This window comes from Phenylobacterium sp. RIFCSPHIGHO2_01_FULL_69_31, assembly GCF_001824475.1.
Taxonomy (GTDB): domain Bacteria; phylum Pseudomonadota; class Alphaproteobacteria; order Caulobacterales; family Caulobacteraceae; genus Phenylobacterium.
The window spans coordinates 138026-161294 of the sequence record NZ_MHXN01000006.1 but is presented as its reverse complement, the minus strand read 5'-3'; the positions used below and the strand labels follow the sequence as shown (position 1 = coordinate 161294).

The following is a 23269-nucleotide window of genomic DNA, read 5'->3' as shown; positions in this document are numbered from 1 at the left end:
CTTCGCAACGGTCGACAGCGGCCGCCCGGCGCGTATTGTTCCTGAACAACGATAAGGGAGGCGCGCCATGAGCCGGAGCAACAGCCGCGACCGCGAGCTTCGGGAGCGCGCCGCAGCGGTCATCCCGGGCGGGATGTACGGCCACCAGTCGGTCGGCCTGCTGCCCGACGACTATCCCCAGTTCTTCGAGCGCGGCGAAGGTGCGCACATTTGGGACGCCGACGGGGCGCGCTACCTCGACTACATGTGCGCCTACGGGCCCAACCTGTTCGGCTATGCCCATCCCGAGATCGACGCGGCCTACGTGCGCCAGCTCGAGCGGGGCGACACCCTCACCGGCCCCACCGGCCTGATGGTCGAGCTGGCCGAGGCCCTCACGGTCATGGTCAGCCATGCCGACTGGGCGATCTTCTGCAAGAACGGCACGGACGCGACCACCATGGCGCTCACCACGGCGCGGGCGCACACCAAGCGCCGTGTGGTGATCCGGGCCAAGGGCGCCTACCACGGCGCCATCCCCTGGTGCACGCCGCGGCCGGCGGGCGTCATCGACAGCGACCGGGCGCACCAGGTCTTCTGCGACTACAATGACGTCGCCAGCCTGGAGGGCCGCCGTGGCCAAGGCGGGCGACGACCTCGCCGCCGTCTTCGCCGCGCCGTTCAAGCACGACGCCTTCATCGACCAGGTCGATCCCGACCCCGCCTACGCCCGCCGCGCCCGCGAGTTGTGCGACCGGACCGGCGCCCTGCTGATCGTGGACGAGGTCCGCGCCGGCTTCCGCCTGTCGCGCGACTGCTCGTGGAGCCGCATCGGCGTGCAGCCGGACCTCTCCACCTGGGGCAAGTGCCTGGCCAACGGCCATCCGCTCTCGGTGATGCTGGGAAACGACAAGGCCCGCGCCGCCGCGGCCTCCATCTATGTGACGGGCTCCTTCTGGTTCCAGGCGGCCACCATGGCGGCGGCCCTGGAGACCCTGCGGCTGATCCGCGAGACCGACTATCTGGAGCGCATCACCGACCTCGGACAGACCCTGCGCGCCGGGCTGGCCGAGCGCGCCGAGGCCGCGGGCTTCGGCTTCCGCCAGACCGGCCCGGGCGTCATGCCCCTGTTCCTGTTCGACGACGATCCGGACCTGCGCAAAGGCTTCTGCTGGTCGTCCGAGATGCTGAACCGCGGCGTCTACGTGCACCCCTGGCACAACATGTTCCTCTGCGCGGCCATGACGCCGGCCGACATCGCCCAGACCCTCGACGCCGCCGAGGGCGCGTTCGCCGCGCTGAAGAAACAGGTCCGCGACCTGTCGCCTGTCGAGAAACTCGCCTTCCTCTCCGCCGGAGCCCGCTGATGGACGACTATTCCGAGTACGACGGCCTGGGCCTGACCGAGCTGGTGGCCACCGGACAGGTGACGCCCGGCGAACTGGTCGAGGCGGCGATCCAGCGGATCGAGACGCACAACCCGACCCTCAACGCCGTGGTCTACAAGGGCTATGACGACGCCCGCCGGCGCGCGGCCGGGCCCCTGCCCGATGGCCCGTTCCGCGGCGTGCCGTTCCTGATCAAGGACCTGGGCATGCCGGTGGCCGGTTGGCCGCGCAGCTTCGGCAGCCGCTTCGCCGCCCACATCGTCGATGACGAGGACGGCGGCCTCACCGCCCGCTACCGGGCGGCCGGCGTCGTGCCGCTGGGCAAGACCAACACGCCGGAATACGGCATCACCGGTACGACCGAGGGCCAGCACCTGGGCGCCTGCCGCAACCCCTGGAACCCGAACCACATCTCGGGCGGCTCGTCCGGCGGCGCGGCGTCCGCCGTGGCGGCCGGCATCGTGCCGCTGGCCCATGCCTCCGACGGCCTAGGCTCGATCCGCATCCCCGCCGCCTGCTGCGGCCTGGTGGGCCTGAAGGTCACCCGCGACCGCAACCCGAACCTGCCCGACGGCTTCGACTACGCCCTCGGCAATGTGGTGGACCACGTGGTCACGCGCACGGTCCGCGACAGCGCCGCCATGCTGGACGCCACCGGCTACGCCGATCCCTACCAGGCCTATCCCGCGCCGGCCAAGGAACGCCCCTACGTCGAGGAGATCACCCGCAGCCCCGGCCGGCTGCGCATCGCCTGGTCGTCCGAGACGCCCTCCGGCCGGCCGATCGACCCGGAGATCCAGGCCGCCCTTGAGCGCACCGCCGCCCTGCTGAAGGCTCTCGGCCACGAGGTGGTCGAGAAGGGCCTCGGCATCGACTACCGCGCCCTCTACGCCTCTCGCGGTCCCGCCGCGGCCGGCAACTTCGCCGCCGGCATGGACCGTCTGATCGCCCAGGTGGGCCGCGAGCCCGAGGAGCACGAGCTGGAGCCCCTCACCTGGGCGACGCTGAAGGCCGGCCGCCGCCAGACTGGCGCCGACGCCATGCGCTCGTTGCAGGAAACCCGCATGCTGAACCGGCAGACCCTGGCCTTCTTCGAGGATGTGGACGTCTACCTGACGCCCGTGCTGGGCACGCCGGTGCCGGAGATCGGCTTCATCGACCCGGTGAACCTGGAGCCGAAGGAAGTGAACCGCCGGCAGGGCCGCACCTTCCCCTTCACCCCGCCGTTCAACTACTCGGGCCAGCCGTCCATGAGCCTGCCGCTGGAGATGGACGCGAACGGCCTGCCCATCGGGATGATGTTCACCGGCCGCTACGCCGACGAAGCCACCCTCTTCCGCCTGGCCGCCCAGCTCGAGAAGGAAGCCCCCTGGAAAGACCGCCGGCCTGCTGTATGGGGATGACCCTCGGCTGAGGGGCGGTGCGATGGCGTTCTGGACACGGCGGACCTGGATGACCCTCGCCGCGCTCGGCGGCTTCGTCGCCGTGGCCATGGGCGCGTTCGGGGCGCATGGGGTCAGCGATCCAAAGGCGCAGGAGTGGCTGCGCACCGGGTCGGCCTACGGCTTCATGCACACCCTGGCCACCTTTGCTTGCGCCATCTTCATGGAGATCGGCGCCCGCCGCGCGCGCCTGGCGCCGGCGTTCTTCCTGTCCGGCGTGGTGATCTTCTCGGGGAGCCTCTACGCCATGGCCCTGGGCGCGCCGCGCTGGTTCGGGGCGATCACCCCGATCGGCGGCGTCCTCTTCCTGATCGGCTGGGGCGTGCTGGCCTGGTCCGCCCGGGACATCGACCGTTAGGCCGCGTCGCCGGGTCTAGTCCCGCGGCAGCGCCAGCGTCCGCAGCGACACCGCCGACCCGATCAGGGCCGCCAGCATCACCAGCGCCACCGGCCGGGCGGTGCCGTCGTGCAACACGCCAGCCAGGCTGGCGGCCAGGGCGCCCGCGGCGAACGAGGCGGCGCCCAGCAGGGCCGAGGTCGCCCCCGATCGCAGCGGGTCCACGCTGAGCGCGCCGGCGGTGGTGTTCCCCTGCATGAAGCCGTAGGTGCCCAGCAGCAGGAACAGCAGCGGCAGCACCGTCCACATCCCGCCGATCCCTGTCACCGCCGCCAGCGCCAGGAGCGCGCCGACCGCCATCGCCACGTTGCTCGCCCGCGCGAGCACCGCATCGGTGGTGGCCCGGCGCAGGGCGAGGCGATTGAGCTGGCTGGAGCCGATCACGGCGAAGGCGTTGAGGCCGAAGACGAACGGGAACACCGCCACGGGAATCCCGTAGGTCCCCATCATCAGCTCGGGCGAGGCCGAGATGTAAGTGAAGAGCGTCGCGCCGTTCAGCGCCCCGCACAGGGCATAGCCCACCAGCCGCCGCTGGCGCAGCACCGCCAGATAGGACTGCAGCGGGTTCTCCCGGCTGGCCTGCAGCGCCGTCGCCTCGGACCGCGACTCCTTCAAGCGCAGGAAGGCGGCGGTCCCGATCGCAACGCCGGTCGCGGCCATGAACCAGAAGTTCCACGACCAGTCGCCCAGCCCCAGCAGCACCCCGCCCAGCATCGGCGCCAAGATCGGCGCGAGGCCCATGATCAGCATCATCAGGCTGAGGATCCGCGCGGTGTCGGTGTGATCGAACTGGTCGCGGACCACGGCACGCACGACCACCCCGCCCGCGCAGGCGCCCAGCGCCTGCACGAAGCGGCCGAGCAGCAGTTGGTCCACCGTCTGGGCCATGGCGCAGCCGATGGAGGCCAGGATGAAGACCGCCACGCCGAACAGGATCGGCCCTCGCCGCCCAAGCCGGTCCGAGGCCGGACCATAGATCAGCTGGCCGATCGCCATGCCGGCCAGGAAGGCGGCCACCGTCGCCTGGGTCTGCGAGGGTTCAGCCTTCAGCGCCGCCCCGATGGCCGGCAGGCTGGGCAGGTACATGTCGATGGCCAGGGGCCCCATGGCGGTCAGCGATCCCAGGAGGATCACCAGACCCCAGGGCGTGCGGGCGGGCGGCGTGTGGGGGGCGTTGGCGGACGTCACGGCGCCTATGCCCTACTGGCCAAGAGGGGTTCAGGGAAACCCCAATTGCGGCCATGCTCGCCGCCAAACGGATGGGAGGACGAGATGTCGGCGCTGGAATCCATGATGCCGCCCGTGAAGCGCGCGTCGGTAAATGGCGTCGAGATCGCCCACTACGAGGCCGGCCCCCGCGAGGGCGTGCCGATCGTCCTCTGCCACGGCTTCCCCGAGCTCGCCTTCTCCTGGCGCCATCAGATCAAGGCCTTCGGCGACGCCGGCCGCTGGGTGATCGCGCCGGACCAGCGCGGCTATGGCCTGTCGTCGAAGCCGGGCGGCGTCGCCGACTACGACCTGGAGCACCTGACGGGCGACCTCGTCGGCCTCCTGGACCACCTGGGCATCGAGAAGGCGATCTTCGTCGGCCACGACTGGGGCGGCATCGTCGTCTGGCAGATGCCGCTGATGCACCCGGGCCGCGTGGCCGGCGTCATCGGCCTCAACACGCCCTTCCTGCCGCGCGCCCCGGCGGACCCCATCGCCATCATGCGCAACCGCTTCGGGCCGGACATGTACATCGTCTGGTTCCAGAACCCCGACGAGCCCGAGGCCGTGCTCGGCGCCGACACCGCCAAGACGATGCGCTTCTTCATGCGCAAGCCCGCCGGTCCGGCCGCCGGCGCGGGCCTGTCCAGCGAAGGCGGTGGCGGCTCCACCTTCGCCTTCCGCGACCTGCTCCGGGGCTGGGACGGCCAGACAGGCCCGGAGCAGCTGCTGACGCCCGACGAGCTCGATGTCTTCGCCGACGCCTTCCGCGAGGGCGGCTTCTTCGGGCCGGTGAGCTGGTACCGGAACTTCACGCGCAACTGGGAGCGGTCGGAAAGCCTTCCAACCCGGATCGACGGCCTGCCCTGCCTGATGATCACCGCCGAGCTGGACGCCGTCCTGTCGCCGGCGATGGCCGAGCCCATGCCCGCCTTCATCGGCGACCTGGAGACCCACATGGTGCGCGGATCGGGCCACTGGACACAGCAGGAGAAACCGGAGGAAGTGAACCGTCTTATGCTGGACTGGCTGGACAGGCGTTTCCCGAAGTAGAAGGGCGCATGGAAAGAAACACCCCGGCCCCCGCCGTCGGCGCGCACGACCATCGCCGCGGCCTGTTTCCCGACAACGAGCCGTACGCCAGCGGCTGGCTTTCGACCGGGGGCCCGCACGAGATCTTCTACGAGGAGTGCGGCAATCCGAAGGGCAAGCCGTGCGTCATCCTGCACGGCGGCCCGGGCGGGGCGATCAACCCGACCATGCGTCGGTTCTTCGACCCGGCGAAGTGGCGGATGGCGCTGTTCGACCAGCGCGGCTGCGGCAAGAGCCGCCCCAACGCCAGCCTGGACGACAACACCACCTGGTCGCTGATCGAGGACATCGAGCGGCTGCGCGAGCACCTGGGCGTCGAGAAGTGGTGCGTGTTCGGCGGTTCCTGGGGCTCCACCCTGGCGCTGGCCTACGCGATCAAGCACCCCGACCGGGTCGAGAGCCTGGTCCTGCGCGGCATCTTCCTGGTGACCGAGCGCGAGCTGCGCTGGTTCTACCAGGACGGCGCCTCGATGATGTTCCCCGATGCCTGGGCCCGGTTCTGCGCGCCGATCCCGCCGGCCGAGCGCGGCGACATGATGGCCGCCTACCACAAGCGCCTGACCAGCCCCGACCGCCGCGTCCAGGCCGAGGCGGCCGCCGCCTGGAGCCAGTGGGAAGGCGACACCATCTCGATCCGCGGCCCCGAGGCGCGGCCCTCGAAGTTCAACGAGATCGACTTCGCCATCGCCTTCGCCCGGATCGAGTGCCACTTCTTCGTCAATGGCGGCTTCTTCGACAGCCCCGACTGGCTAGTCCAGAACGCGGCCCGGCTGAAGGACATCCCCGGCTGGATCGTCCAGGGCCGCTTCGACGTGGTGACCCCCATGGAAAGCGCCTGGCGCCTCAAATCCGCCTGGCCGAACGCGCGGTTCGAGGTGGTCTGGGACGCGGGCCACGCCTCGACCGAACCCGGCATCGTCGATGCGCTGGTCCGGGCGACGGACCAGGCGCTGAAGCTGTAGGCGGCCACCGTCCCATGAGCCGCGCCGACATCGTCCGCGCCTACCTCAAGGCCATCGAGAACCGGGCGGACAGCCTCGCCTTCTTCACCGAGGATGCGGTGCAGGAGGAGTTCCCCAACGCCCTGGTCCCCGCCGGCGCCCGCCGTACCATGACCGAACTGCGCGAAGCCAACGCGCGCGGCCGGCACGTGCTGACCTCCGAGACCTACGAGATCGTCAACCTCATCGAGGACGGCGACCGGCTGGCCTGCGAGGTGTTGTGGCGTGGCGTCCTGGCCGTGCCGCTCCGCTCGCTGAAGCCCGGCGACGCCATGAAGGCGCGCTTCGGCGTCTTCTTCGAGTTCGAGGGCGACAAGATCCGGCGACAGCGCAACTACGACTGCTTCGAACCCTTCTGAGCCGCCGCGCGCCTCAGACGAAGCTGCCCTTGCCGCTGGTCACCTCGGCATAGCGGTGGACGCGGACCGACTGCACCAGGCCAAAGCCGATCATCACCGTCAGCATCACGGTGCCGCCGTAGCTCAGCATCGGCATCGGCACGCCCACCACCGGCGCCAAACCCATCACCATGGCGCCGTTGATCAGGACGTAGAGGGTGAAGGTCGCCGTGACCCCCGCCGCCGCCAGCCGGCCGAAATGGCTGTGGCTGAGGTACGAGGTCCGCAGAGCCATGAAGATCACCGCAGCATAGAGCACCAGCACCGACACGCATCCCACGAAGCCGAACTCCTCGGCCAGGGTGGCGAAGATGAAGTCCGTCTGCTTCTCGGGCAGGAAGTTGAGCTGGCTCTGCGAGCCCAGGCCGTAGCCCTTGCCCAGGAGCCCGCCCGAGCCCAGGGCGATCATCGACTGCAGGATGTGATAGCCGGAGCCGGAAGGGTCGCTCTCGGGATCCAGGAACGTCAGCACCCGCTGGCGCTGGTAGTCGTGCATCCCGAACATCACGAACGGCGGGATCACCGCCAGGAACGCGGCCAGCGCGACACCGATGACCTTCCACGACAGGCCGGCCAGCATCACGATGGCCCCGCCGGTCAGGGCGATCAGCATCGCCGTGCCCAGGTCCGGCTGGTGCGCCACCAGCAGCACCGGCGCCCCGATCATCGCCGCCGGCACCAGCAGCCACCACGACAGCCGCGCCCGCTCGGCCGAGACGCCGTGATAGAGCCGCGCGAGCGCCAGCACGATCCCCAGCTTCATCACCTCGGAGGGCTGGAAGCTGAACCCGCCGATGGACAGCCATCTCTGGGCGCCCAGGCGCACGTCGCCCACCGCCTCGACCGCCACCAGCAGCAGCAGCCCCAGGCCATAGACCGGATAGGCCAGGGCGAACCACACGCGGATATCGATCATCGCCAGGGCGATCATCATCACCAGGCAGATGCCGAAGCGGCTGAGGTGGGCGGCGGCCCATGGCGACCAGGACGAGCCCGCGATCGAGAACAACATCAGGCTGCCCGCGCCCGCGATCAGGCACAGCACCAGGATGAACACCCAGTCCAGCTCGGACAGCTTGACGATGAGGCGGTCGCGTTCGCCGGGACGGGTAAGGGCGGAGACGGTCATTCGGCGGCCTGCGTCGTCGAAACCGCCGGGACGGTGTCGAGTTCGAGATCGGGCACGATCTCCGGCATGGGTAGTGGCTTCTGGATGCGCGAGATCAGTTCAGGATCCTTGAGCAGGGCCGTGCGCATGATTTCCCGCGCGCGCGGCGCGGCCGCCGTCGATCCGCCCATCCCGTGCTGGACGATGACCGCCAGGGCATAGCGTGGGACGTCGAGGGGCGCGAAGGCCACGAACAGGCCGTGGTCGCGCAGGCCCCAGGCGCCGCCCTTACCCCGCGAGCCGCCGCTGTCGTAGTTGCGGACCTGCGCCGTGCCGGTCTTGCCCGCCATCAGGATGTCGCCCAGGCCGAGCTGGCTCGCCCGGAACGCGGTGCCGCCCGCCTCGGTCACCGCGGCCATCCCGGCCCGCACCCGATCGATATATTCCCGCGGGAACGGCAGGTCGGGCACGTCGGACCCGCGTGGCCATTCCTTGCCCCCCACCGACTTGATGAGCCGCGGGTTCAGCGCCTTGTAGTCCGTGTTGGCGAGCCGCGCGGTCATCACCGCAAGCTGCAGACAGTTCACCTGCAGATAGCCCTGGCCGATGGCGTACGAGAGGTTCTCGCCGGGCCACCACGGCTGCTGCGCCTCGTTCTTCGAGAAGTAGCGCTTCTTCCAGGCCGGATCGGGGACGGTGCCCTTCTTCTGGCCGGGGATGCCGATGTCGAAGGTCTGGCCCAGGCCGAAGGCGCGCGCCGCCTGGGCGATGCGGTCCGGCCCCACGCGCAGCGACATGGAATAGAAATAGGTGTCGCAGGAGTTCTTGATGGCGTCGTTCAGGTTCTGCGAGCCGTGCCCACCGCGCTTGTGGCAGTGGAAGAAGCGGCCGCCGAACTGCATGCCGCCGCCGCACCCGACCCGCTCCTCCGGGCTGATCCCAGCCATCAGGATCGCCAGCGCCGTCATGGTCTTGAACGTCGAGCCGGGCGGATAGAGACCCGACAGGCACTTGTCCAAGAGCGGCTTGCGCTCATAGCCGGCCAGGGCGCGATACTCCGCCCCTGTCAGGCCCCGCACGAAGCGGTTGGCGTCGAACGACGGCGCGGAGGTCATGCAGAGGATGTCGCCGGTGCGGCAGTCCATCATCACCGCCCCGCCGCTCTCCTCGCCGAACACCTCCAGCGCCCGGTTCTGGATGTCGACGTCCAGGGTGAGCTGCACCTCCTGGCCGGGCACCGCCGGGATGTCGCCGTCCTGGTCGTGGCGCACCTCGCGACCGTTGGCGTCGACCTCGACCTTGTGCGCGCCGGGCCGCCCGCGCAGCTCGGCGTCGAGGGCCTTCTCCACCCCCTGCTTGCCGATGCGGAAGCCCGGGTGGAGCATGATCGGGTCGGGGTTGGGCGTCTTGTCGATATCTTCCTTGTTCACCTTGGCCACGTAGCCGATCACGTGGGCGAAGGCGCCGCCGTGCGGATAGACCCGCACCTCGCCCACGTCGGCGCTCACGCCGGGCAGTTCGGGAGCGCGGACGTTGATGGCCGAGAACTGCTCCCAGCTCATGTCCTCCATCACCGAGACCGGCGCGCGCTTGGGGGCGGTGTTGATGTCGCGCAGCAGCCGACGCTGCCGCGCCTCGTCCAGGGGCACGAAGTTCGCCAGGGTCTTGAGCGTGGCCTCGGTGTCCAGGCCCTTGTCGCGCGCCACCATCAGCCGGAAGTTCGGGCGGTTGGCCGCCAGCACCGCGCCGTTGCGATCGACGATGACGCCCCGCGGCGCCGGCGCCAGCTTGAAGTTGAACTGGTTCGAGGTGGCCAGCTTCTCGAAACGCTGGGTCTCGAAGAGCTGCAGGTAGGCCAGACGCGCGCCCAGGGCCGTGATGCCCAGGCCCGCGAAACCGCCGAGCAGGATGGCGCGCCGGTGGAACACGCCCTGCCGCTCGTTGACCTCGGCGAAGAAGATGGCCGGCTGCGTCATCCTCCTACGCTCCTCTCGGAGCTACGGAGGATCGGGTTCAACCCTGCGAAGCCTTGGCGAAGTAGGGTCATGGCCTAGCGGAACCTCACGTCGGCATCCTCGAAGCGATCGATGAGCCGGTCGGCGAAGGGATAGAGAACGACCGTAGCGAGAAATTGCCAACCCACCGATGCGGCATTCGGCGCGTTCTGCGTGTCGAGCATCGTGAAGAGGTAGCCGGCGCCTAGCGCCAGCACCGTGGCCAGGCCATACCAGATCCACATCATCACCTGGCTTTGCCCTGCCAGGATGCTGCGTGCGCCCAGGACGATGCCGTAGGGCAGCAGCAGGCAGACGGCCCAGAAGCCGGTGGGGCTCCCCCACAGGAAGTCCAGGTAGATCCCCATCAGCATCACCCCCACGGGGGCGAGCATCGAGGGGCGGATCACCGCCCAGGCGAAGACGACCGGCAGCGCGAACACCGGCTCGGGCAGCGCGAGGCCCCAGAACCGCAGGGGCATGGCGAACACGAAGCTCGCCGCCATCACCCAGAGCATGGGCACGCCCAGCCAGCGCCAGGGCGCGAGCGGACGTGCGCCGCCGCTCACGGCGGGGTCCCCGTCGGCTGCGATGTCTTCGGCGCGGGCGCCTTGGGGGCCGGAGCCTTGGGGGCCGGAGCCTTGGGCGCCGGGGTCGTGGCGGTCTTGGGCGCTGCGGTTTGAGGCGCTGCGGCCTTGGGCGCCGGGGTCGCGGCGGCCTTCGCCGGCGGCGTGGCCGTCTTGGGTTGGGGCGTGGCCGTCTTCGGTTGGGGCGTGGCCGTCTTGGCGGCCGGCTGGGCCGGCGGCGTGGTCTTCGGCGCCGGCGTTGCAGGCGCGGCGCTCGTTCCGCCGGCGGCGGGCGCAGACGGAGGCGCAGGCGCGGCCGCAGCGGCGGCCTCCGGCGCAGGCGGCGGCAACGTCGAGGCGCCGGGCGTGGGCGGAGGCGTGACCGTCTGCTCCAGCTTCCGGGTGTCGGCCACCTGGGTGAAGTCCTCGAACAGCAGGATCCGCACGAGGTCGACCGGCGCCTTGTCCGACGCCAGCACCACGCGCCAGCGCCCATCCAGGCCCTTCACCGCCACGCCCACCGGCAGGCCGCGCGGGAACACGCCGCCGTCGCCCGAGGTCAGGATGCGGTCGCCGGTCTTCACCGGCTCCTGGCCGCGCAGGTATTCCAGCTTGGGGTTCGGCCCGCCGTCGCCGGTCAGGATGGCCCGCGCATTGGTGCGGTCGATCATCACCGGGGTGCGCGAGGCTGCGTCGGTGAGCAGAAGCACCCGGCTGACGCCCTCGGTCACGCCCACGATGCGGCCCACCAGGCCGTTCTCGCTCATCACCGGATTGCCGGGCTTGATCCCCTTTTCGCTGCCGGCGTTGGCCAGGCGCGAATGGGCGAAGGGTCCGCGGGAGTCGGTGACGATCCGCGCCGTCGCCATCGGGATCGGCGGATCGGTCTTCAGCCCCAGCACCGTCCGGTAGCGCTCGTTGGTGTCGCGAAGCGCGATGGCCACGTCACGCCACTGGCGCATGTTTTCCAGCTCGGCGCGCAGGCGGCGGTTCTCCGACACGGCGAAGAAATAGCCGCGGATGCCCTCCACCCCCTCGCCGGTCAGCCGGCCGGGCGTGGACAGCGCATCGCCTACCGGGGCCATGACCTTGTCGGACAGGGTGCGGGGGTTGCCATAGGCGTCGGTGTCGAACGCCTCGCGGCGCTCGCTGAGCAGGATCGCGACCGACGCGATCAGCACCACGATGAACACGATGCCCGCCGTCCAGGTCAGCGGGACCCTCAGTTCGCCGAGCGGGTTGTCCCTCAAGGACATGGAGGTTCGCCCCTACCGCCCTTCGGCGCGTTCCTACGCCAGCGTGGATTCCAGGACGCCCTTCATCCACTTGGGATGCTCGAGCACCTTGCCGCAGCCCAGGGCCACGCACGACAGCGGATCGTCGGCCACGGTGACCGGCAGGCCGGTGTGGTCGCGGATCTCGGCGTCCAGGCCGCGGAGCAGCGCGCCGCCGCCCGTGAGCATGATGCCCTTGTCGGCGATGTCGGACGCCAGTTCCGGCGGCGTGGCTTCCAGCGCCATCTTCACCGCGTCGACGATCTGGCCGACCGGCTCCGACAGGGCGTCGGAGGCCTGCTTCTCGGAAATCCGCACTTCCCGCGGCACGCCCTGCATCAGGTCGCGGCCCTTGACCTCGATGGACAGGCCCTCGCCGTCGGCCGGCGCGCGGGCCGTGCCGATCTCCTTCTTGATCCGCTCGGCCGTGGTCTCGCCGATCAGGAGGTTATGGTTGCGGCGCATGTAGCTGATGATCGCCTCGTCCATCTTGTCGCCGCCGACGCGGACCGAACGCGAATAGACGATGCCCGAGAGCGAGAGGACGGCGACCTCGGTGGTGCCGCCGCCGATGTCGACCACCATCGAGCCGGTGGGCTCGTGGATCGGCAGGCCGGCGCCGATCGCCGCGGCCATGGGCTCGTCGATCAGGCCCACCCGGCGGCCGCCGGCGTTCAAGCAGGAATCGTTGATGGCGCGGCGTTCCACCGCGGTGGCGCCCGACGGCACGCACACGATCACCTTGGGGTTCACGAAGCCCTTGCGGTTGTGAACCTTGCGGATGAAGTACTTGATCATCTCCTCGGCGACTTCGAAGTCGGCGATGACCCCGTCGCGCATGGGGCGGATCGCCTCCATGTGGCCCGGCGTACGGCCCAGCATCTGCTTGGCCTCGATGCCGACGGCATGCACGACCTTGCGGCCGCCCACGTTGCGGAGCGCGACCACCGAGGGCTCGTTGAGCACGATGCCCTTGCCCTTCATGTAGATGAGGGTGTTGGCAGTGCCGAGGTCGATGGCGATATCGTTCGAGATGGCGCCGAAGAGCGAAGAGATCATGCAAGGCCCTGAGGGAAAGGGGCGGAAGACGCTAGCCGACAGAGGGTGCCAAAGGCGCACCGACCGACACGCGAAGGATGCGTCGAGTCGCTACGCTTTGTCTGGCGGGCTTTGACGTCCCTCTGCCCTGCCGAATTAGCCATTTCAAGGCTTAATGAGACGTATGCGCTTTCGCGTCGCGCGCGAAAACCCCGAGGCGTATCGCCGCGGAATCGCCTGATTCCCGGCGCAGCCGCCAAAATCGCGATCTACCGCTCGTTGAGCAGCGGCGCGGAGACGCGCCGTTCGAGGCGCAAAAGGGTCAACACCACCGCGAACCCGAAGACCGCCAGCAGGGCCGCCATGGCGTGCGCCCGGCCCCACTCCAGCGTCTCCACCGCCTTGTAGATCTCGATCGAAAGCACGTTGGTGGTCCCGGGGATTCCGCCGCCGATCATCAGCACCACCCCGAACTCCCCGATCGTATGGGCGAAGGTCAGGATCGCGGCGACCACATAGCCCGGGACCGACAGCGGCAGGGCGATGCGGAAGAACGTCTGCCACCCGCTGGCGCCCAGCATCGCTGCGGCGTCCAGATTGTCCTCGCCCACCGCCTGGAACGCGTTGCGCAGCGGCTGGACCGCGAACGGCAGGGAGTAGATCACCGAGCCGATCACGAGCCCTTCGAAGGTGAAAGCCAGGGTCCGCACGCCCAGCGCCTGCAGCGGCGCCATCAGCGGGCTGTTGGGTCCCAGCGCGATCAGCAGATAGAAGCCCAGCACCGTGGGCGGCAGCACCAACGGCAGCGCCACCACCGCCCCAGCCACCTCCGCCTTCCAGCCGCGGCTGCGCGCCAGCCACCAGGCAAGCGGCGTGGACAGCACCAGCAGGATCAGGGTCGTGACCCCGGCCAGCCGCAGGGTCAGCCAGACGATGTCGGCCAGGCCGCTCAAGGCGCTTCGTAGCCGTAGCTGCGGATGATCGCCCGGGCCTCGGGCCCCTTCAGGAAGCCCACGAAGGCCCGCGCCGCAGCGTTGCCTGCCCCAGCCTTCAGCAGCACAGCCTGCTGCTCGATGGGCGTGTGGCTGGCGGCCGGGACCAGCCAGCGCGAGCCGCCCTTCGCCCGCGCCACCTGCGACAGCGCCACGAACCCCAACTCCGCCGCCCCGGTGTCCACGAACTGATAGGCCTGGGTGATCGAGGTCCCCTGCACCAGCCTCGGCGCCAGCGCGCCGTACACTCCGAGCTTCCGCATGGTCTCGACCGCCGCCACGCCATAGGGCGCGGTCCGCGGGTCGGCGATGGCGATCTTGTCGAAACGTCCGCCCTTCAGCACCGCGCCGCGCCCATCCACCAGCCCGGGCGTCCTGGAATAGAGGACCAGCCGGCCCACGGCGTAGGTGGAGCGGCTTCCCGCCACAGCCAGCCCCTCGGCCTCGGCCTTTTCGGGGCGCTCGCGATCCGCCGACAGCAGCACCTCGAACGGCGCGCCGTTGGCGATCTGGGCGTAGAACTGGCCCGAAGACCCGAAGCTCAGCGCGGCGTCATGGCCGGTGCGGGCCTTGAACCGGGCGGCGATCGCCTTGGCCGGCTCGGCGAAGTTCGCCGCCACCGCCACCTTGACCTCGCCGGCGAACGCCGCGGCCGGCGCCATCAGCGCCAGGACAAGGGAAAGGAGTGCCGCAAGGCGCATCATTCGTTGTGTAGCTGGACGATATGACGGCGTGAACCCGTGCTGGACGCCGCGGCGACGTCTGGCGGAAACCGATCGTAGGCTCTAAGGGCTGCGCCACCTGAAGGGGGACCAAGGCATGAGCGGCAGCGACGATTTCGTGTTCGACGAGGCCAGCGGCGAGTGGATCAGCGCGGCCGAGGCGGCCGAGCGCGCCAAGGCGGCTGGCGTGGTCGAGGTGCGCGACGCGGTGGGCAACCTGCTGGCCGACGGCGACACCGTCACCCTCGTCAAGGACCTCAAGGTCAAGGGCGCCGGCGGCCAGACGCTGAAGCGCGGCACGGTGATCCGTTCGATCCGCCTCACGGGCGACCCGCAGGAGATCGACTGCCGCCACGAGACCATCAAGGGCCTCGTCCTGCGCGCCGAGTTCGTGAAGAAGAACTAGCCGAGGATACAGAGCAGCAGGCCGACCGCGGTCAGCCCACCGCCCACCCACTGGCGCAGGCGCAGCTTCTCGCGGAACAGCTTGCGCCCGACGGCGGCCGCGATCGGCCCTTCGATCAGCCCCACGGCGCGCACCGGCGCGGCGGGCGCCAGGGCCAGGGCGCCGAACCAGCAGGCCGAGGCCGCCGAGCCGAAGAACCCCGCCGCGAGCGACGAGCGCCAGGCCAGGGTCACCGCCCGCAGCGCCTGCGGCCGGGTCACCGCCAGGATCGCCGTCAGCACCAGCGACTGCATGGCCTGGGCCACCACCACCGCGGCGGTCGCCGAGACCAGCGGGTGCGCCGGGTCCAGCGCGCGGCCTGCCTCCCGGAAACCGTTGAACGCCACGGCGAACGCCGCCCCCGCGGCCAGGCCCAGCAGGGCGCCGGCCAGGTCCGCCCGCCCCTGCCCCGCCCTGGGCCACGACAACACCACCAGCCCCACCGTCGCCACGCCGACCCCGGTCCACACGGCGGCGCTGAGGTCGTCCCCCAGCAGCAGCCAGCCCAACAGCGCCGCGAACGGCAGCGACGACTGCTGCAGCATGGTGGCCACCGCGAACCCGGACCGGCTCATGGCCATCAGCAGCGCGGCCGTGGCGGCGACCTGGGCGATGGCGCCGCTGATCGCCCCCACCCAGAACGTCGAGGTCCAGTGCGGCGAGGCCGTCGGCGTCAGGGCGTAGGCCAGGGCGAAGATGCCGATCGAGAACGGCAGGCCGAACAGGAACCGCACCAGGGTCGCGCCCCACGGGCCCGCCTCCTCGACGAGGCCGCGCTGCATGGCGTTGCGCGCCACCTGCAGCGGCGCCGCCGCCAGGGTCAGGAAGATCCAGAGCATTCCGTAAAATCCGTCATCCCGGCCAACGGAGCGGCGAAGCCGCGCAAGCCGAGCCGGGACCCATGCGGACGCTCGGCCCGCGCGACGTCGCGACGATCAGGTGTTTCTGGATGGCCGGGACAGGCCCGGCCATGACGAGGGTCTCGGAGCTTCAGAACCCGCTGGCGACCTTGCCCGGCGCGCTCTTCTCCTTGCGGGCGAAGAGGTTGTTGAGCGCGTTCACATAGGCCTTGGCCGAGGCGGTCAGGGTGTCCGTGTCCGCGGCCGAGCCGGTGGCGATGCGGCCGTCGTCCTCGAGCCGGACCGAGACCTGCGCCTGGGCGTCCGTGCCCTCGGTCACCGCATGCACCTGGAACAGGCGCAGGATGGCGTCGTGCGGCACCACCGCATGGATGGCGTTGAACACCGCGTCCACCGGCCCGTCGCCGGTGGCGTTGGCGCTCTTCTCGACGCCGTCGATGGTCACCGTCAGGAAGGCCTCCTGCGGCCCCTCGGTGCCGGCGATCACCCGCAGGTGCTTCACCTGGACCTTGTCGGCGCTGCTGGCCAGGGCGTCGTCCACCAGGGCGATGATGTCGTCGTCGAAGACGTGCTTCTTCTTGTCGGCTAGGTCCTTGAACCGCTGGAACGCCTCGTTCAGCGCGTTCTGGCCCAGCTCGTAGCCCAGGTCCTTCAGCTTCTCGCGGAAGGCGTGGCGGCCGGAGTGCTTGCCCATGACGAGGTTCGAGGAACCCTGCCCCACGTCCTCGGGCTGCATGATCTCGTAGGTGCCGCGGTCCTTCAGCATCCCGTCCTGGTGGATGCCGCTCTCGTGGGCGAAGGCGTTCTTGCCGACGATGGCCTTGTTGAACTGCACCGGGAAGCCGGTGATCGCCGAGACGTAGCGGCTGGCCCGGGTGATGTGCTGGGTCTCGATGCCCGTGAAATAGGGCAGCGTGTCGCCGCGGACCCGCAGGGCCATGACGATCTCTTCCAGCGCCGCGTTGCCGGCCCGCTCGCCGATGCCGTTGACCGCCACCTCCACCTGCCGCGCGCCGCCCTGTACGCCGGCCAGGCTGTTGGCGACCGCGAGGCCCAGGTCGTTGTGGCAGTGGGTGGAGAAGATCGCCCGGTCGGCGTTCTCCACGTTCTGGATGATGTCGCGGAACATCTCGGCGTATTCGCTGGGATAGCTGTAGCCGACCGTGTCCGGCAGGTTGATCGTCGTGGCGCCCGCCTTGATGGCGGCGTCGACGCAGCGGCGCAGGAAGTCCTGCTCGGTGCGCGTGGCGTCCTGGGCCGACCATTCCACGTCGCCGCACAGATTGCGCGCATGGGTCACCGACTTGGTGATCATCTCCAGGATGTCTTCCTGGCTGGCGTGCAGGATGTGGTCGCGGTGGCTGGGGCTGGTGGACAGGAAGGTGTGGATCCGGCCGCGCTTGGCCTTCCGGATCGCCTCGGCGCAGCGCTCGATGTCGGCCATGCCGGCGCGGGCCAGGCCGCAGACCACGCTCTCGGTCACGATCTCGGAGATGGCGCGGACGGCCTCGAAGTCGCCGTTCGAGGCGATCGGGAAGCCCGCCTCGATCACGTCGACCTTCATGTCTTCGAGGATCTTGGCCAGCTCCAGCTTCTCGTCATGAGACATGGAGGCGCCGGGCGACTGCTCGCCGTCGCGCATGGTGGTGTCGAAAACGATGATGCGGTCGCGGCCCGACGTGTCGGCGTTCGCGGGGGTGGGGTTGGTCATGTTCGGTCTCTTCGCGGTGTTTCGTTCTGGGGACGGAGGATCGAGCCCCTGGTCGCCCGGCCGCGAAGATGCGCGTGCCTAGAGAGGCGCCCAGGGGCGGCTAAGCCCCAGCGAGAGAAGAAGCAGGCTGCCCGTCCGCGTGCGCATGGCGCTGCATCTACAGAAACGGCCGCTCCGGGGCAAGCATCTTGCGCGGAGCGCGGCTTTACGCCGCCCGTTCGGCAAGAACTTGCCGGCGCGCCCTCACCCCTCGTTCCCGCCCCGCCGCTGCAGCCAGCGCCGCGCGAACCAGCCGATGGCCAGCCACAGGGCCGCCACAGCGGCGATCGTCAGCCAGTTGCCGGCGATCTCCCCGCGCATGATCTCCACGATCGAGGCGCCGGCATAGGCCGTGAGCACGATCTTCGGCACGATCCCGACGCCGGTTCCGGCGACGAAATGCAGCGCCCGCATCGGCGTCACGCCGGCCGCCATGTTGACGACGATGAACGGCGCCGACGGCACCAGCCGCACGATCAGGCTGGCCAGGAAGCCGTTCTCCCCCACCAGCCGCATGAACCGCTGCACGCCCTCGCCGGAGAACCGCGCCAGGGTCTGCGCCCCCGCCGCCCGGCCCAGGTAGAATCCCACCAGCGCCGAGACCATGGTCCCGATCCAGCTATAGACCGCCCCCGCCTGGGGCCCGAACGCCACCACGGCGGCCGCGATCAGCACGATCTGCGGCGTGCCCACGAAGGCCAGGGCCGCGAACGCCGCCACCGCCACCGGCAGCGACCACGGCCCCCGCGCCGCCCCCAGCCAGCCCTCCAGCGTCCGCTCGCTGTCGACCCCCAGAAGCTGGGCGCCGAAGAAGAACACCACCCCCACCCCGCCGAACAGCACGAACGAGACCAGCAGCGTCCGCCACGCCTGGGCGTCCATGTTGGAGAGGAAGTCGAAGAGCCGGCGCATCCGGCCCGAGGGGTCGCGTGTTCGCGCGGCGGGGTCAAGGCAAGGACGGGCTAGCGCGGCGAGCGCTCTCGGGTTATCGCCACGGTGGAGTTTGTTTTGTCAGCGTCCCTAGCGTGCGACGCAGGCACGTTTGGGGGATTAGATGGCGACCTATACTTTCGCTGACATTACGCCGGCTCAGGCGCTGGCGTTCGGCAGTGCGGACAGCGTCACGCTCCCCACCGGCAGCTCCGCCAAGACCACCACGGTCCTCTACCTCCAGGACGGGACCTTCTCCGTCACGATCGGCGCGCAGACTGTCGTGTTCGGCTCCTACTTCCCGTCGACCGTCAGTCGGCTCCAGTTCCCCGACGGATCAAAGCTGTTCGTCGGCAGAGCCGATGCCGACACTCGGAACGCTGGCACGGGCATTTCCACCGGGGCCATGTACGGCGGCGATGGCGCCGACACCCTGACGGGCAGCAAGGGCGAATGGTTCATCCAGGGCAACCAAGGGGACGACCGGATAAGCGCCTGGTCTCTCGCCGCCAACACGATGTACGGCGGCCAGGGCAACGACCACCTCTCGCTCATCGGAGGGGGGGCCGACCCGATCAAGGGTCAGTTCATGCAGGGCAACAAGGGCAACGATACGATCCAGGGCGACGCGGCCGGGGACACCCTGCTCGGCGGACAGGGGAACGACCTGATCTACGGGAACGGCGACACGCCCGACTTCATCAATGGCAATTTGGGTGACGACCAGATCACGGGCGGCGGCCAACTGCTCGGCGAAGGCGGGAACGACTTCATCTCCCTCTCCGGGGTCGTCGACACGACCGCTTGGGGCGGCGATGGCGACGACACCATTCAGATGGGAACATCGAGCTCAGCCCTGTACTCCGCGTGGGGAGACGGCGGAAACGACACGCTCAGGGCTCACACGAGCACCCGCAGTCAGCTCGACGGCGGCGACGGCGCGGACGTGATTCAAATCATCCGCAACCTCGGCAGCCCGGTCCTGTACAGCGCCACCATCGACGGCGGCGCCGGTAACGACACCATTCAGGCGAGCGACGCCGACGATCGCATCCGCGGCGGGACCGGCGCCGACAGCCTGAACGGCGGCAGTGGCGCCGACACGTTCATTCAGGACGGCGCCACCTCTTCGCTCACCCTTGCCGCCGCCGACCGCATCGGCGACTGGACGTCCGCCGACCGCATCCAGCTCCGCACCGACATCGGGACGGCGTTCGCCGAGGGCACGGCGGCCGACTTCGCTGCCGCGCTCTCCACGGCCCAGGCGGAGATCGGCGCAGGCCAGACCGAGGCCATGGCGATCCAGGTGGGCCAGGACGTGATCGTGTTCGGGGACGCCAGCGCGGGCGCGGCGATCCACAGCATCACCATGCTGGTCGGCCGCTCCCTCGCCGACATCTCGGCCGACAACTTCGTCTGAACCCGCGCGCCGGCGGGTGGCAACCAGGCGCGGCTCGCGATAGCGTCACGGTAGAGTTTGTTCTGTCAGCGTCCCCCAGCGTGCGACGCAGGCGCGCTTCTTGGGGGATCTTGTGGCGACCTACGCATTCGAGACGATCACGGCGGAGCAGGCGCTGGCGATCGCGGCGAGCGACACCCTGACGCTGGCGGGCGGCCCAGCCCGTCTCGCCACCGTCCTCTATGCCGCCGACAACGCCACCATCACGCTCGTCTTCGGCGAACGGTCGGTGGTCTTCGGGCCCGCGCTGACCGCGGTCAGCCTCGGCGGCAGGCTGACGCTGGCGGACGGCTCCCGCCTCTTCATCGGAGACAGCCAGGCCAACACGTTCGCCTTGGCGGCGGACAGCACGACGCACGACGCGGCCTATGCGGGCGCTGGCGACGACTCCATCGACACCGGCGGCGGCGATGACCTGCTCCAGGGCAACATGGGGACCGACACCTTGTCCGGCGGGGCCGGCGCCGACGCCATCTACGGCGGCCAGGACAACGACCGGATCTTGACCGGCGCCGGCGCGAACTTCGCCCAGGGAAACAAGGGGGACGACGCCGTGCTGGGCGGCGCAGGGCGCGACACCCTCCTCGGCGGCCAGGGCGCCGACACGATCGACGGCGACGCCGGCGCCAGCGACTTCCTGAACGGCAACCTCGGCGACGACGTCATCACCGTCCGGGGCGGCGGCGACGTATTCGGCGAGGACGGCGCCGACACCATCACGACCGCCGACTCCGCCAACGTCTCCACGCTCATTTCGGCCGGCGCCGGCAACGACCGCGTGCTGTCCCAGGCGACATTCGGCCTGTCCCAGATCCATGGCGACGACGGCGACGACTTCATCGCGGGCGGGGGCGCAGCGACGGACCTGGGCTTCGGCGACGCGGGCCGCGACACCCTCATTGCAGGCGCCGGCGACGAGATGCATGGCGGCGAGGGCGACGACAGCCTCTCGACCAGCGCCTCCAACGTCCTGCTGGCTGGCGATGCTGGGAACGATGTCATCCGCGCCGAACAGGGGCGGCATACGATCGACGGCGGCGACGGCGACGACGACATCATCACCTTCTCCGACAGCAGCGAGACCATCCGAGGAGGCGCTGGAAACGACACCATCTATGCCGACCGGGCCGGGGACAAGCTGGTCGAGGGCGGCGCCGGCGCCGACAACCTGCAACTGGGCACGGGCGCGGTCACCGCCAACGGCGGCGACGGCGACGATTTCATGCTGACACAGTCCGGCAGCCGCAGCCTTCTGCGCGGCGAGAACGGCAATGACGGTCTTGCCGGCCAGGGCTCCGACACGCTGGACGGCGGCGCCGGGGACGACCGGATCAGTCCCCGGGCCGGCCTCGACGTCATGATCGGCGGCAGCGGCTCCGACACCTTCGAATTCGAAAGCTTCGCCTCGCAACGGCTTGCGGGCCAGATCGACCGGATTCTCGACTGGACCACCAGCGACCGTATCGAGGTCGAGAGGATCTCCCGCGCGGCGATGCAATACAGCGAGCGAACGGCCCCCGACCTCGCGACCGCCTTCAGCCAGAACGAATATCTTGGCGCCAACGCCGTCGTGGCCGTCCAGGTCGGCGCCGACGTGGTGCTGTTCTCTTCGTTCAACATCAGCGGCTTCGCGGCCGAGCCGCTCCTCCTGGTCGGCCGCTCCCTCGCCGACATCTCGATCGACAACTTCGTCTAGCCTTCGGCGGCGCATCCCCGGCACGACGTGCAGGAGGACCGCACGGCCGGGACAGCACGGATATGACCGACGAAACGGCCGCCATTTCGATCCGCCCGCTGGCCCTCTCGGACGTCCCCGCGATGCTCCGGATCGAAGCTGCGGCCTACCACCCGGCGCTGCAGGAAGGCGAACCCATGTTCGCCAGCCGCCTTCGCCTTGCGGCCGCGTACAGCCAGGCCGCCACACGAGACGGCGAGCTGGTCGCCTACCTCATCGCCCACGGCTGGCCGGCCCAGGCGCCGCCGCCCCTGGGCGCCGTCGTAACCGACGCGCCCAGCCAGGTGCTCTACATCCAGGACCTCGCCGTCTCGCCCGCCGGCCGCGGCCTCGGGATCGGCCGCAAACTCGTCCAGCGCGCCTTCGACGAGGCCGCCCGCGACGGCCTCACCCGCACCGAACTGATCGCCGTCGAGGGCGCCGCCCCCTACTGGAGCGCCTTGGGCTTCCGCGAAGCTACAGCGCCCCCGCCCCTCGCCGCCAAGCTCGCCACCTACGGCCCGGAGGCGCGGTGGATGAGCCGGCCGATCACGGCGATCCTCGGAGGATCGTGAGCCGGGCGGTGCGGACCTCGGGCTCCCGCCATTCAGCCTGCGGGCGAGCAGGCGTGATCTGCGACTAGGGGCGAGACTTTCACGGGTCCGCCACGCCTGGGCGTCCACGTTGGAATGGAACTCGGAGAGCCGGCGCACGGCCCGAGGGGCCGCGTGTTCGCGCGACGGGCTCAAGCGGCGGGATCAAGGCGCGAAGAAGGTCCAGCCGCCAAGCTCCAGCCGCCGGTGCGTGAACCCGGCGCGTTCCAGGCCGAGGATCGCCCCGTCCCGGACGAAAAGCGTCTCGCTGCGGAACTGACCGAAACACTCGACGACACCGGGCCGCCAGTCCTTCAGTTCCTGAACCACCAGTACCCGCGTCGCCGGTTGTCCTTCAAACCGGGCAAAACCAGAGAAGACGGCCAGAAACCGCACCGTTCGCGTCGGCGCGAACTCCGCGGATACGGCCCGGGCGTCCCCATTGCATCCTCTAGGCGACACCCCGCACAATTGCGTGGGGTGTGGGAGAGCGATGTGGACCGGAGTCAGCTCATTGCGATCGTCGCGCTGGCGATCGTAGCGGTGACCACCGTCGTCACGGTCTTGACCCGCCTCCATGAGGGACGGTGCCAAGCGAGCAACACCGCCAGGGCAGGCCTCGATTGCACCGCAAGGGCTCCGGCAAGCGGCGCCGCGCCCTAGCGTCGCCGCCTGCGCACGGGCAGGCCGCTGGCCGGCGCTTGCGGAGGAGCGTTCCTCTCGGAATCGCGCCGTTCCTCGGCGGACCTAGAGCGGAGCGCGGCGGAACCCGGCCTGCCTGCACTTCCGTCATGTATGGACGGTCAGGGGAAAGCGAACGCCCGTGCCCCCTTCTCGGGCGGTGGCGACGTCCGCTTATGGCCGCCGGGTCGACGACTGCGCTCGACCCGCTGGAGACTTTTACCTCCCTTGCGAAGC

The 23269-nt window shown here is 70.0% G+C and carries 21 protein-coding genes and 2 pseudogenes; 11 read left to right on the top strand and 12 right to left on the bottom strand.

Annotated features, from left to right (window positions below; genetic code table 11):
* Positions 1–67 precede the first annotated feature (67 nt).
* The 4 genes and pseudogenes from A2790_RS03585 to A2790_RS03570 all read left to right on the top strand — a co-directional run.
* Positions 68–454, top strand: a pseudogene (locus A2790_RS03585) (aminotransferase class III-fold pyridoxal phosphate-dependent enzyme); the annotation flags it as partial.
* 160 nt (positions 455–614) lie between these two features.
* Positions 615–1346: an aminotransferase class III-fold pyridoxal phosphate-dependent enzyme gene (locus A2790_RS03580; protein ID WP_293387731.1), complete on the top strand. Its 732-nt coding sequence runs from the start codon at positions 615–617 to the stop codon at positions 1344–1346.
* Positions 1346–2770, top strand: a complete 1425-nt coding sequence (locus A2790_RS03575) for an amidase family protein (protein WP_293387729.1) — start codon at positions 1346–1348, stop codon at positions 2768–2770. Before A2790_RS03580 ends, A2790_RS03575 begins: the two co-directional genes overlap by 1 nt.
* A gap of 22 nt (positions 2771–2792) precedes the next feature.
* Positions 2793–3167, top strand: coding sequence for a DUF423 domain-containing protein (locus A2790_RS03570; protein ID WP_293387652.1), 375 nt, complete (start codon positions 2793–2795; stop codon positions 3165–3167).
* 15 nt (positions 3168–3182) lie between these two features.
* On the opposite strand, the gene A2790_RS03565 is transcribed toward A2790_RS03570, so the two are convergent.
* Positions 3183–4394, bottom strand: coding sequence for a multidrug effflux MFS transporter (locus A2790_RS03565; protein ID WP_293387650.1), 1212 nt, complete (start codon positions 4392–4394; stop codon positions 3183–3185).
* Positions 4395–4478: 84 nt separating this feature from the next.
* Here A2790_RS03565 and A2790_RS03560 point away from each other — a divergent pair, with 84 nt between their 5' ends.
* The 3 genes from A2790_RS03560 to A2790_RS03550 are packed head-to-tail and all read left to right on the top strand — an operon-like array spanning position 4479 to position 6867.
* Positions 4479–5468, top strand: a complete 990-nt coding sequence (locus tag A2790_RS03560; RefSeq protein WP_293387648.1) for an alpha/beta hydrolase — start codon at positions 4479–4481, stop codon at positions 5466–5468.
* Positions 5469–5476: 8 nt separating this feature from the next.
* The gene (pip, locus tag A2790_RS03555; RefSeq protein WP_293387646.1) at positions 5477–6469 is read left to right on the top strand and encodes a prolyl aminopeptidase; all 993 of its coding nucleotides are present in this window, start codon (positions 5477–5479) and stop codon (positions 6467–6469) included.
* 14 nt (positions 6470–6483) lie between these two features.
* Positions 6484–6867: a nuclear transport factor 2 family protein gene (locus A2790_RS03550; protein ID WP_293387644.1), complete on the top strand. Its 384-nt coding sequence runs from the start codon at positions 6484–6486 to the stop codon at positions 6865–6867.
* 13 nt (positions 6868–6880) lie between these two features.
* Here A2790_RS03550 and rodA read toward each other — a convergent pair whose 3' ends face one another.
* From rodA to modA, 7 genes and pseudogenes are all read right to left on the bottom strand, one after another.
* On the bottom strand, positions 6881–8035 hold the full coding sequence (gene rodA / locus A2790_RS03545) for a rod shape-determining protein RodA (protein WP_293387642.1): 1155 nt from the start codon (positions 8033–8035) through the stop codon (positions 6881–6883).
* Positions 8032–9990 carry a penicillin-binding protein 2 gene (mrdA, locus tag A2790_RS03540; protein ID WP_293387641.1) on the bottom strand — a complete coding sequence of 653 codons (1959 nt, stop codon included), beginning with the start codon at positions 9988–9990 and terminating at the stop codon, positions 8032–8034. The genes rodA and mrdA overlap by 4 nt, the downstream gene beginning before the upstream one ends.
* 74 nt (positions 9991–10064) lie before the next feature.
* Positions 10065–10577, bottom strand: a complete 513-nt coding sequence (locus tag A2790_RS03535; protein ID WP_293387639.1) for a hypothetical protein — start codon at positions 10575–10577, stop codon at positions 10065–10067.
* A gap of 176 nt (positions 10578–10753) precedes the next feature.
* Positions 10754–11830 (bottom strand): annotated as a pseudogene (gene mreC, locus A2790_RS03530) (rod shape-determining protein MreC); the annotation flags it as partial.
* A 33-nt stretch (positions 11831–11863) separates the two neighbouring features.
* A complete protein-coding gene (locus A2790_RS03525; protein WP_012522835.1) occupies positions 11864–12907 on the bottom strand; it encodes a rod shape-determining protein in 1044 nt (347 codons plus the stop codon).
* 248 nt (positions 12908–13155) lie between these two features.
* A complete protein-coding gene (gene modB / locus A2790_RS03520) occupies positions 13156–13830 on the bottom strand; it encodes a molybdate ABC transporter permease subunit (protein ID WP_293387727.1) in 675 nt (224 codons plus the stop codon).
* A 5-nt stretch (positions 13831–13835) separates the two neighbouring features.
* Positions 13836–14582, bottom strand: coding sequence for a molybdate ABC transporter substrate-binding protein (gene modA / locus A2790_RS03515; RefSeq protein WP_293387637.1), 747 nt, complete (start codon positions 14580–14582; stop codon positions 13836–13838).
* 205 nt (positions 14583–14787) lie between these two features.
* On the opposite strand from modA, the gene A2790_RS03510 reads away from it, so the two are divergent.
* Complete coding sequence (locus A2790_RS03510) at positions 14788–15006, top strand: alkylphosphonate utilization protein (protein WP_293387725.1); 219 nt, start codon at positions 14788–14790, stop codon at positions 15004–15006.
* Here A2790_RS03510 and A2790_RS03505 read toward each other — a convergent pair.
* From A2790_RS03505 to A2790_RS03495, 3 genes are all read right to left on the bottom strand, one after another.
* On the bottom strand, positions 15003–15884 hold the full coding sequence (locus A2790_RS03505; protein WP_293387635.1) for an EamA family transporter: 882 nt from the start codon (positions 15882–15884) through the stop codon (positions 15003–15005). The genes A2790_RS03510 and A2790_RS03505 overlap by 4 nt on opposite strands.
* Positions 15885–16035: 151 nt before the next feature.
* On the bottom strand, positions 16036–17616 hold the full coding sequence (locus A2790_RS03500) for a 2-isopropylmalate synthase (RefSeq protein ID WP_068875078.1): 1581 nt from the start codon (positions 17614–17616) through the stop codon (positions 16036–16038).
* Between the two features lie 243 nt (positions 17617–17859).
* Positions 17860–18567, bottom strand: a complete 708-nt coding sequence (locus A2790_RS03495; protein WP_293387632.1) for a TVP38/TMEM64 family protein — start codon at positions 18565–18567, stop codon at positions 17860–17862.
* A 142-nt stretch (positions 18568–18709) separates the two neighbouring features.
* Between A2790_RS03495 and A2790_RS03490 the strand changes: the two genes are divergently transcribed.
* The 3 genes from A2790_RS03490 to A2790_RS03480 all read left to right on the top strand — a co-directional run bounded on the left by A2790_RS03490 (position 18710) and on the right by A2790_RS03480 (position 22333).
* Entirely contained in the window at positions 18710–20005 is a 1296-nt protein-coding gene (locus A2790_RS03490; RefSeq protein ID WP_293387630.1) for a calcium-binding protein, read from the top strand.
* Positions 20006–20117: 112 nt separating this feature from the next.
* Positions 20118–21740, top strand: coding sequence for a calcium-binding protein (locus A2790_RS03485; protein WP_293387628.1), 1623 nt, complete (start codon positions 20118–20120; stop codon positions 21738–21740).
* A gap of 62 nt (positions 21741–21802) precedes the next feature.
* Entirely contained in the window at positions 21803–22333 is a 531-nt protein-coding gene (locus A2790_RS03480) for a GNAT family N-acetyltransferase (RefSeq protein WP_293387626.1), read from the top strand.
* A gap of 183 nt (positions 22334–22516) precedes the next feature.
* Here the strand turns inward: A2790_RS03480 and A2790_RS03475 are convergent, their stop codons facing one another.
* Complete coding sequence (locus tag A2790_RS03475) at positions 22517–22747, bottom strand: hypothetical protein (protein ID WP_293387624.1); 231 nt, start codon at positions 22745–22747, stop codon at positions 22517–22519.
* Between the last annotated feature and the right edge of the window lie 522 nt (positions 22748–23269).

Bases quoted from the DNA above. Each gene is read 5' to 3' on its own strand.
- A2790_RS03575 (WP_293387729.1), top strand. From the start codon at position 1,346: ATGGACGACTATTCCGAGTACGACGGCCTGGGCCTGACCGAGCTGGTG.
- A2790_RS03480 (WP_293387626.1), top strand. From the start codon at position 21,803: ATGACCGACGAAACGGCCGCCATTTCGATCCGCCCGCTGGCCCTCTCG.
- A2790_RS03490 (WP_293387630.1), top strand. From the start codon at position 18,710: ATGGCGACCTATACTTTCGCTGACATTACGCCGGCTCAGGCGCTGGCG.
- A2790_RS03525 (WP_012522835.1), bottom strand. From the start codon at position 12,907: ATGATCTCTTCGCTCTTCGGCGCCATCTCGAACGATATCGCCATCGAC.
- rodA (WP_293387642.1), bottom strand. From the start codon at position 8,035: ATGACCGTCTCCGCCCTTACCCGTCCCGGCGAACGCGACCGCCTCATC.
- modA (WP_293387637.1), bottom strand. From the start codon at position 14,582: ATGATGCGCCTTGCGGCACTCCTTTCCCTTGTCCTGGCGCTGATGGCG.
- A2790_RS03560 (WP_293387648.1), top strand. From the start codon at position 4,479: ATGTCGGCGCTGGAATCCATGATGCCGCCCGTGAAGCGCGCGTCGGTA.
- A2790_RS03570 (WP_293387652.1), top strand. From the start codon at position 2,793: ATGGCGTTCTGGACACGGCGGACCTGGATGACCCTCGCCGCGCTCGGC.
- A2790_RS03550 (WP_293387644.1), top strand. From the start codon at position 6,484: ATGAGCCGCGCCGACATCGTCCGCGCCTACCTCAAGGCCATCGAGAAC.
- A2790_RS03500 (WP_068875078.1), bottom strand. From the start codon at position 17,616: ATGACCAACCCCACCCCCGCGAACGCCGACACGTCGGGCCGCGACCGC.
- mrdA (WP_293387641.1), bottom strand. From the start codon at position 9,990: ATGACGCAGCCGGCCATCTTCTTCGCCGAGGTCAACGAGCGGCAGGGC.
- A2790_RS03505 (WP_293387635.1), bottom strand. From the start codon at position 15,884: ATGCTCTGGATCTTCCTGACCCTGGCGGCGGCGCCGCTGCAGGTGGCG.
- A2790_RS03495 (WP_293387632.1), bottom strand. From the start codon at position 18,567: ATGCGCCGGCTCTTCGACTTCCTCTCCAACATGGACGCCCAGGCGTGG.
- pip (WP_293387646.1), top strand. From the start codon at position 5,477: ATGGAAAGAAACACCCCGGCCCCCGCCGTCGGCGCGCACGACCATCGC.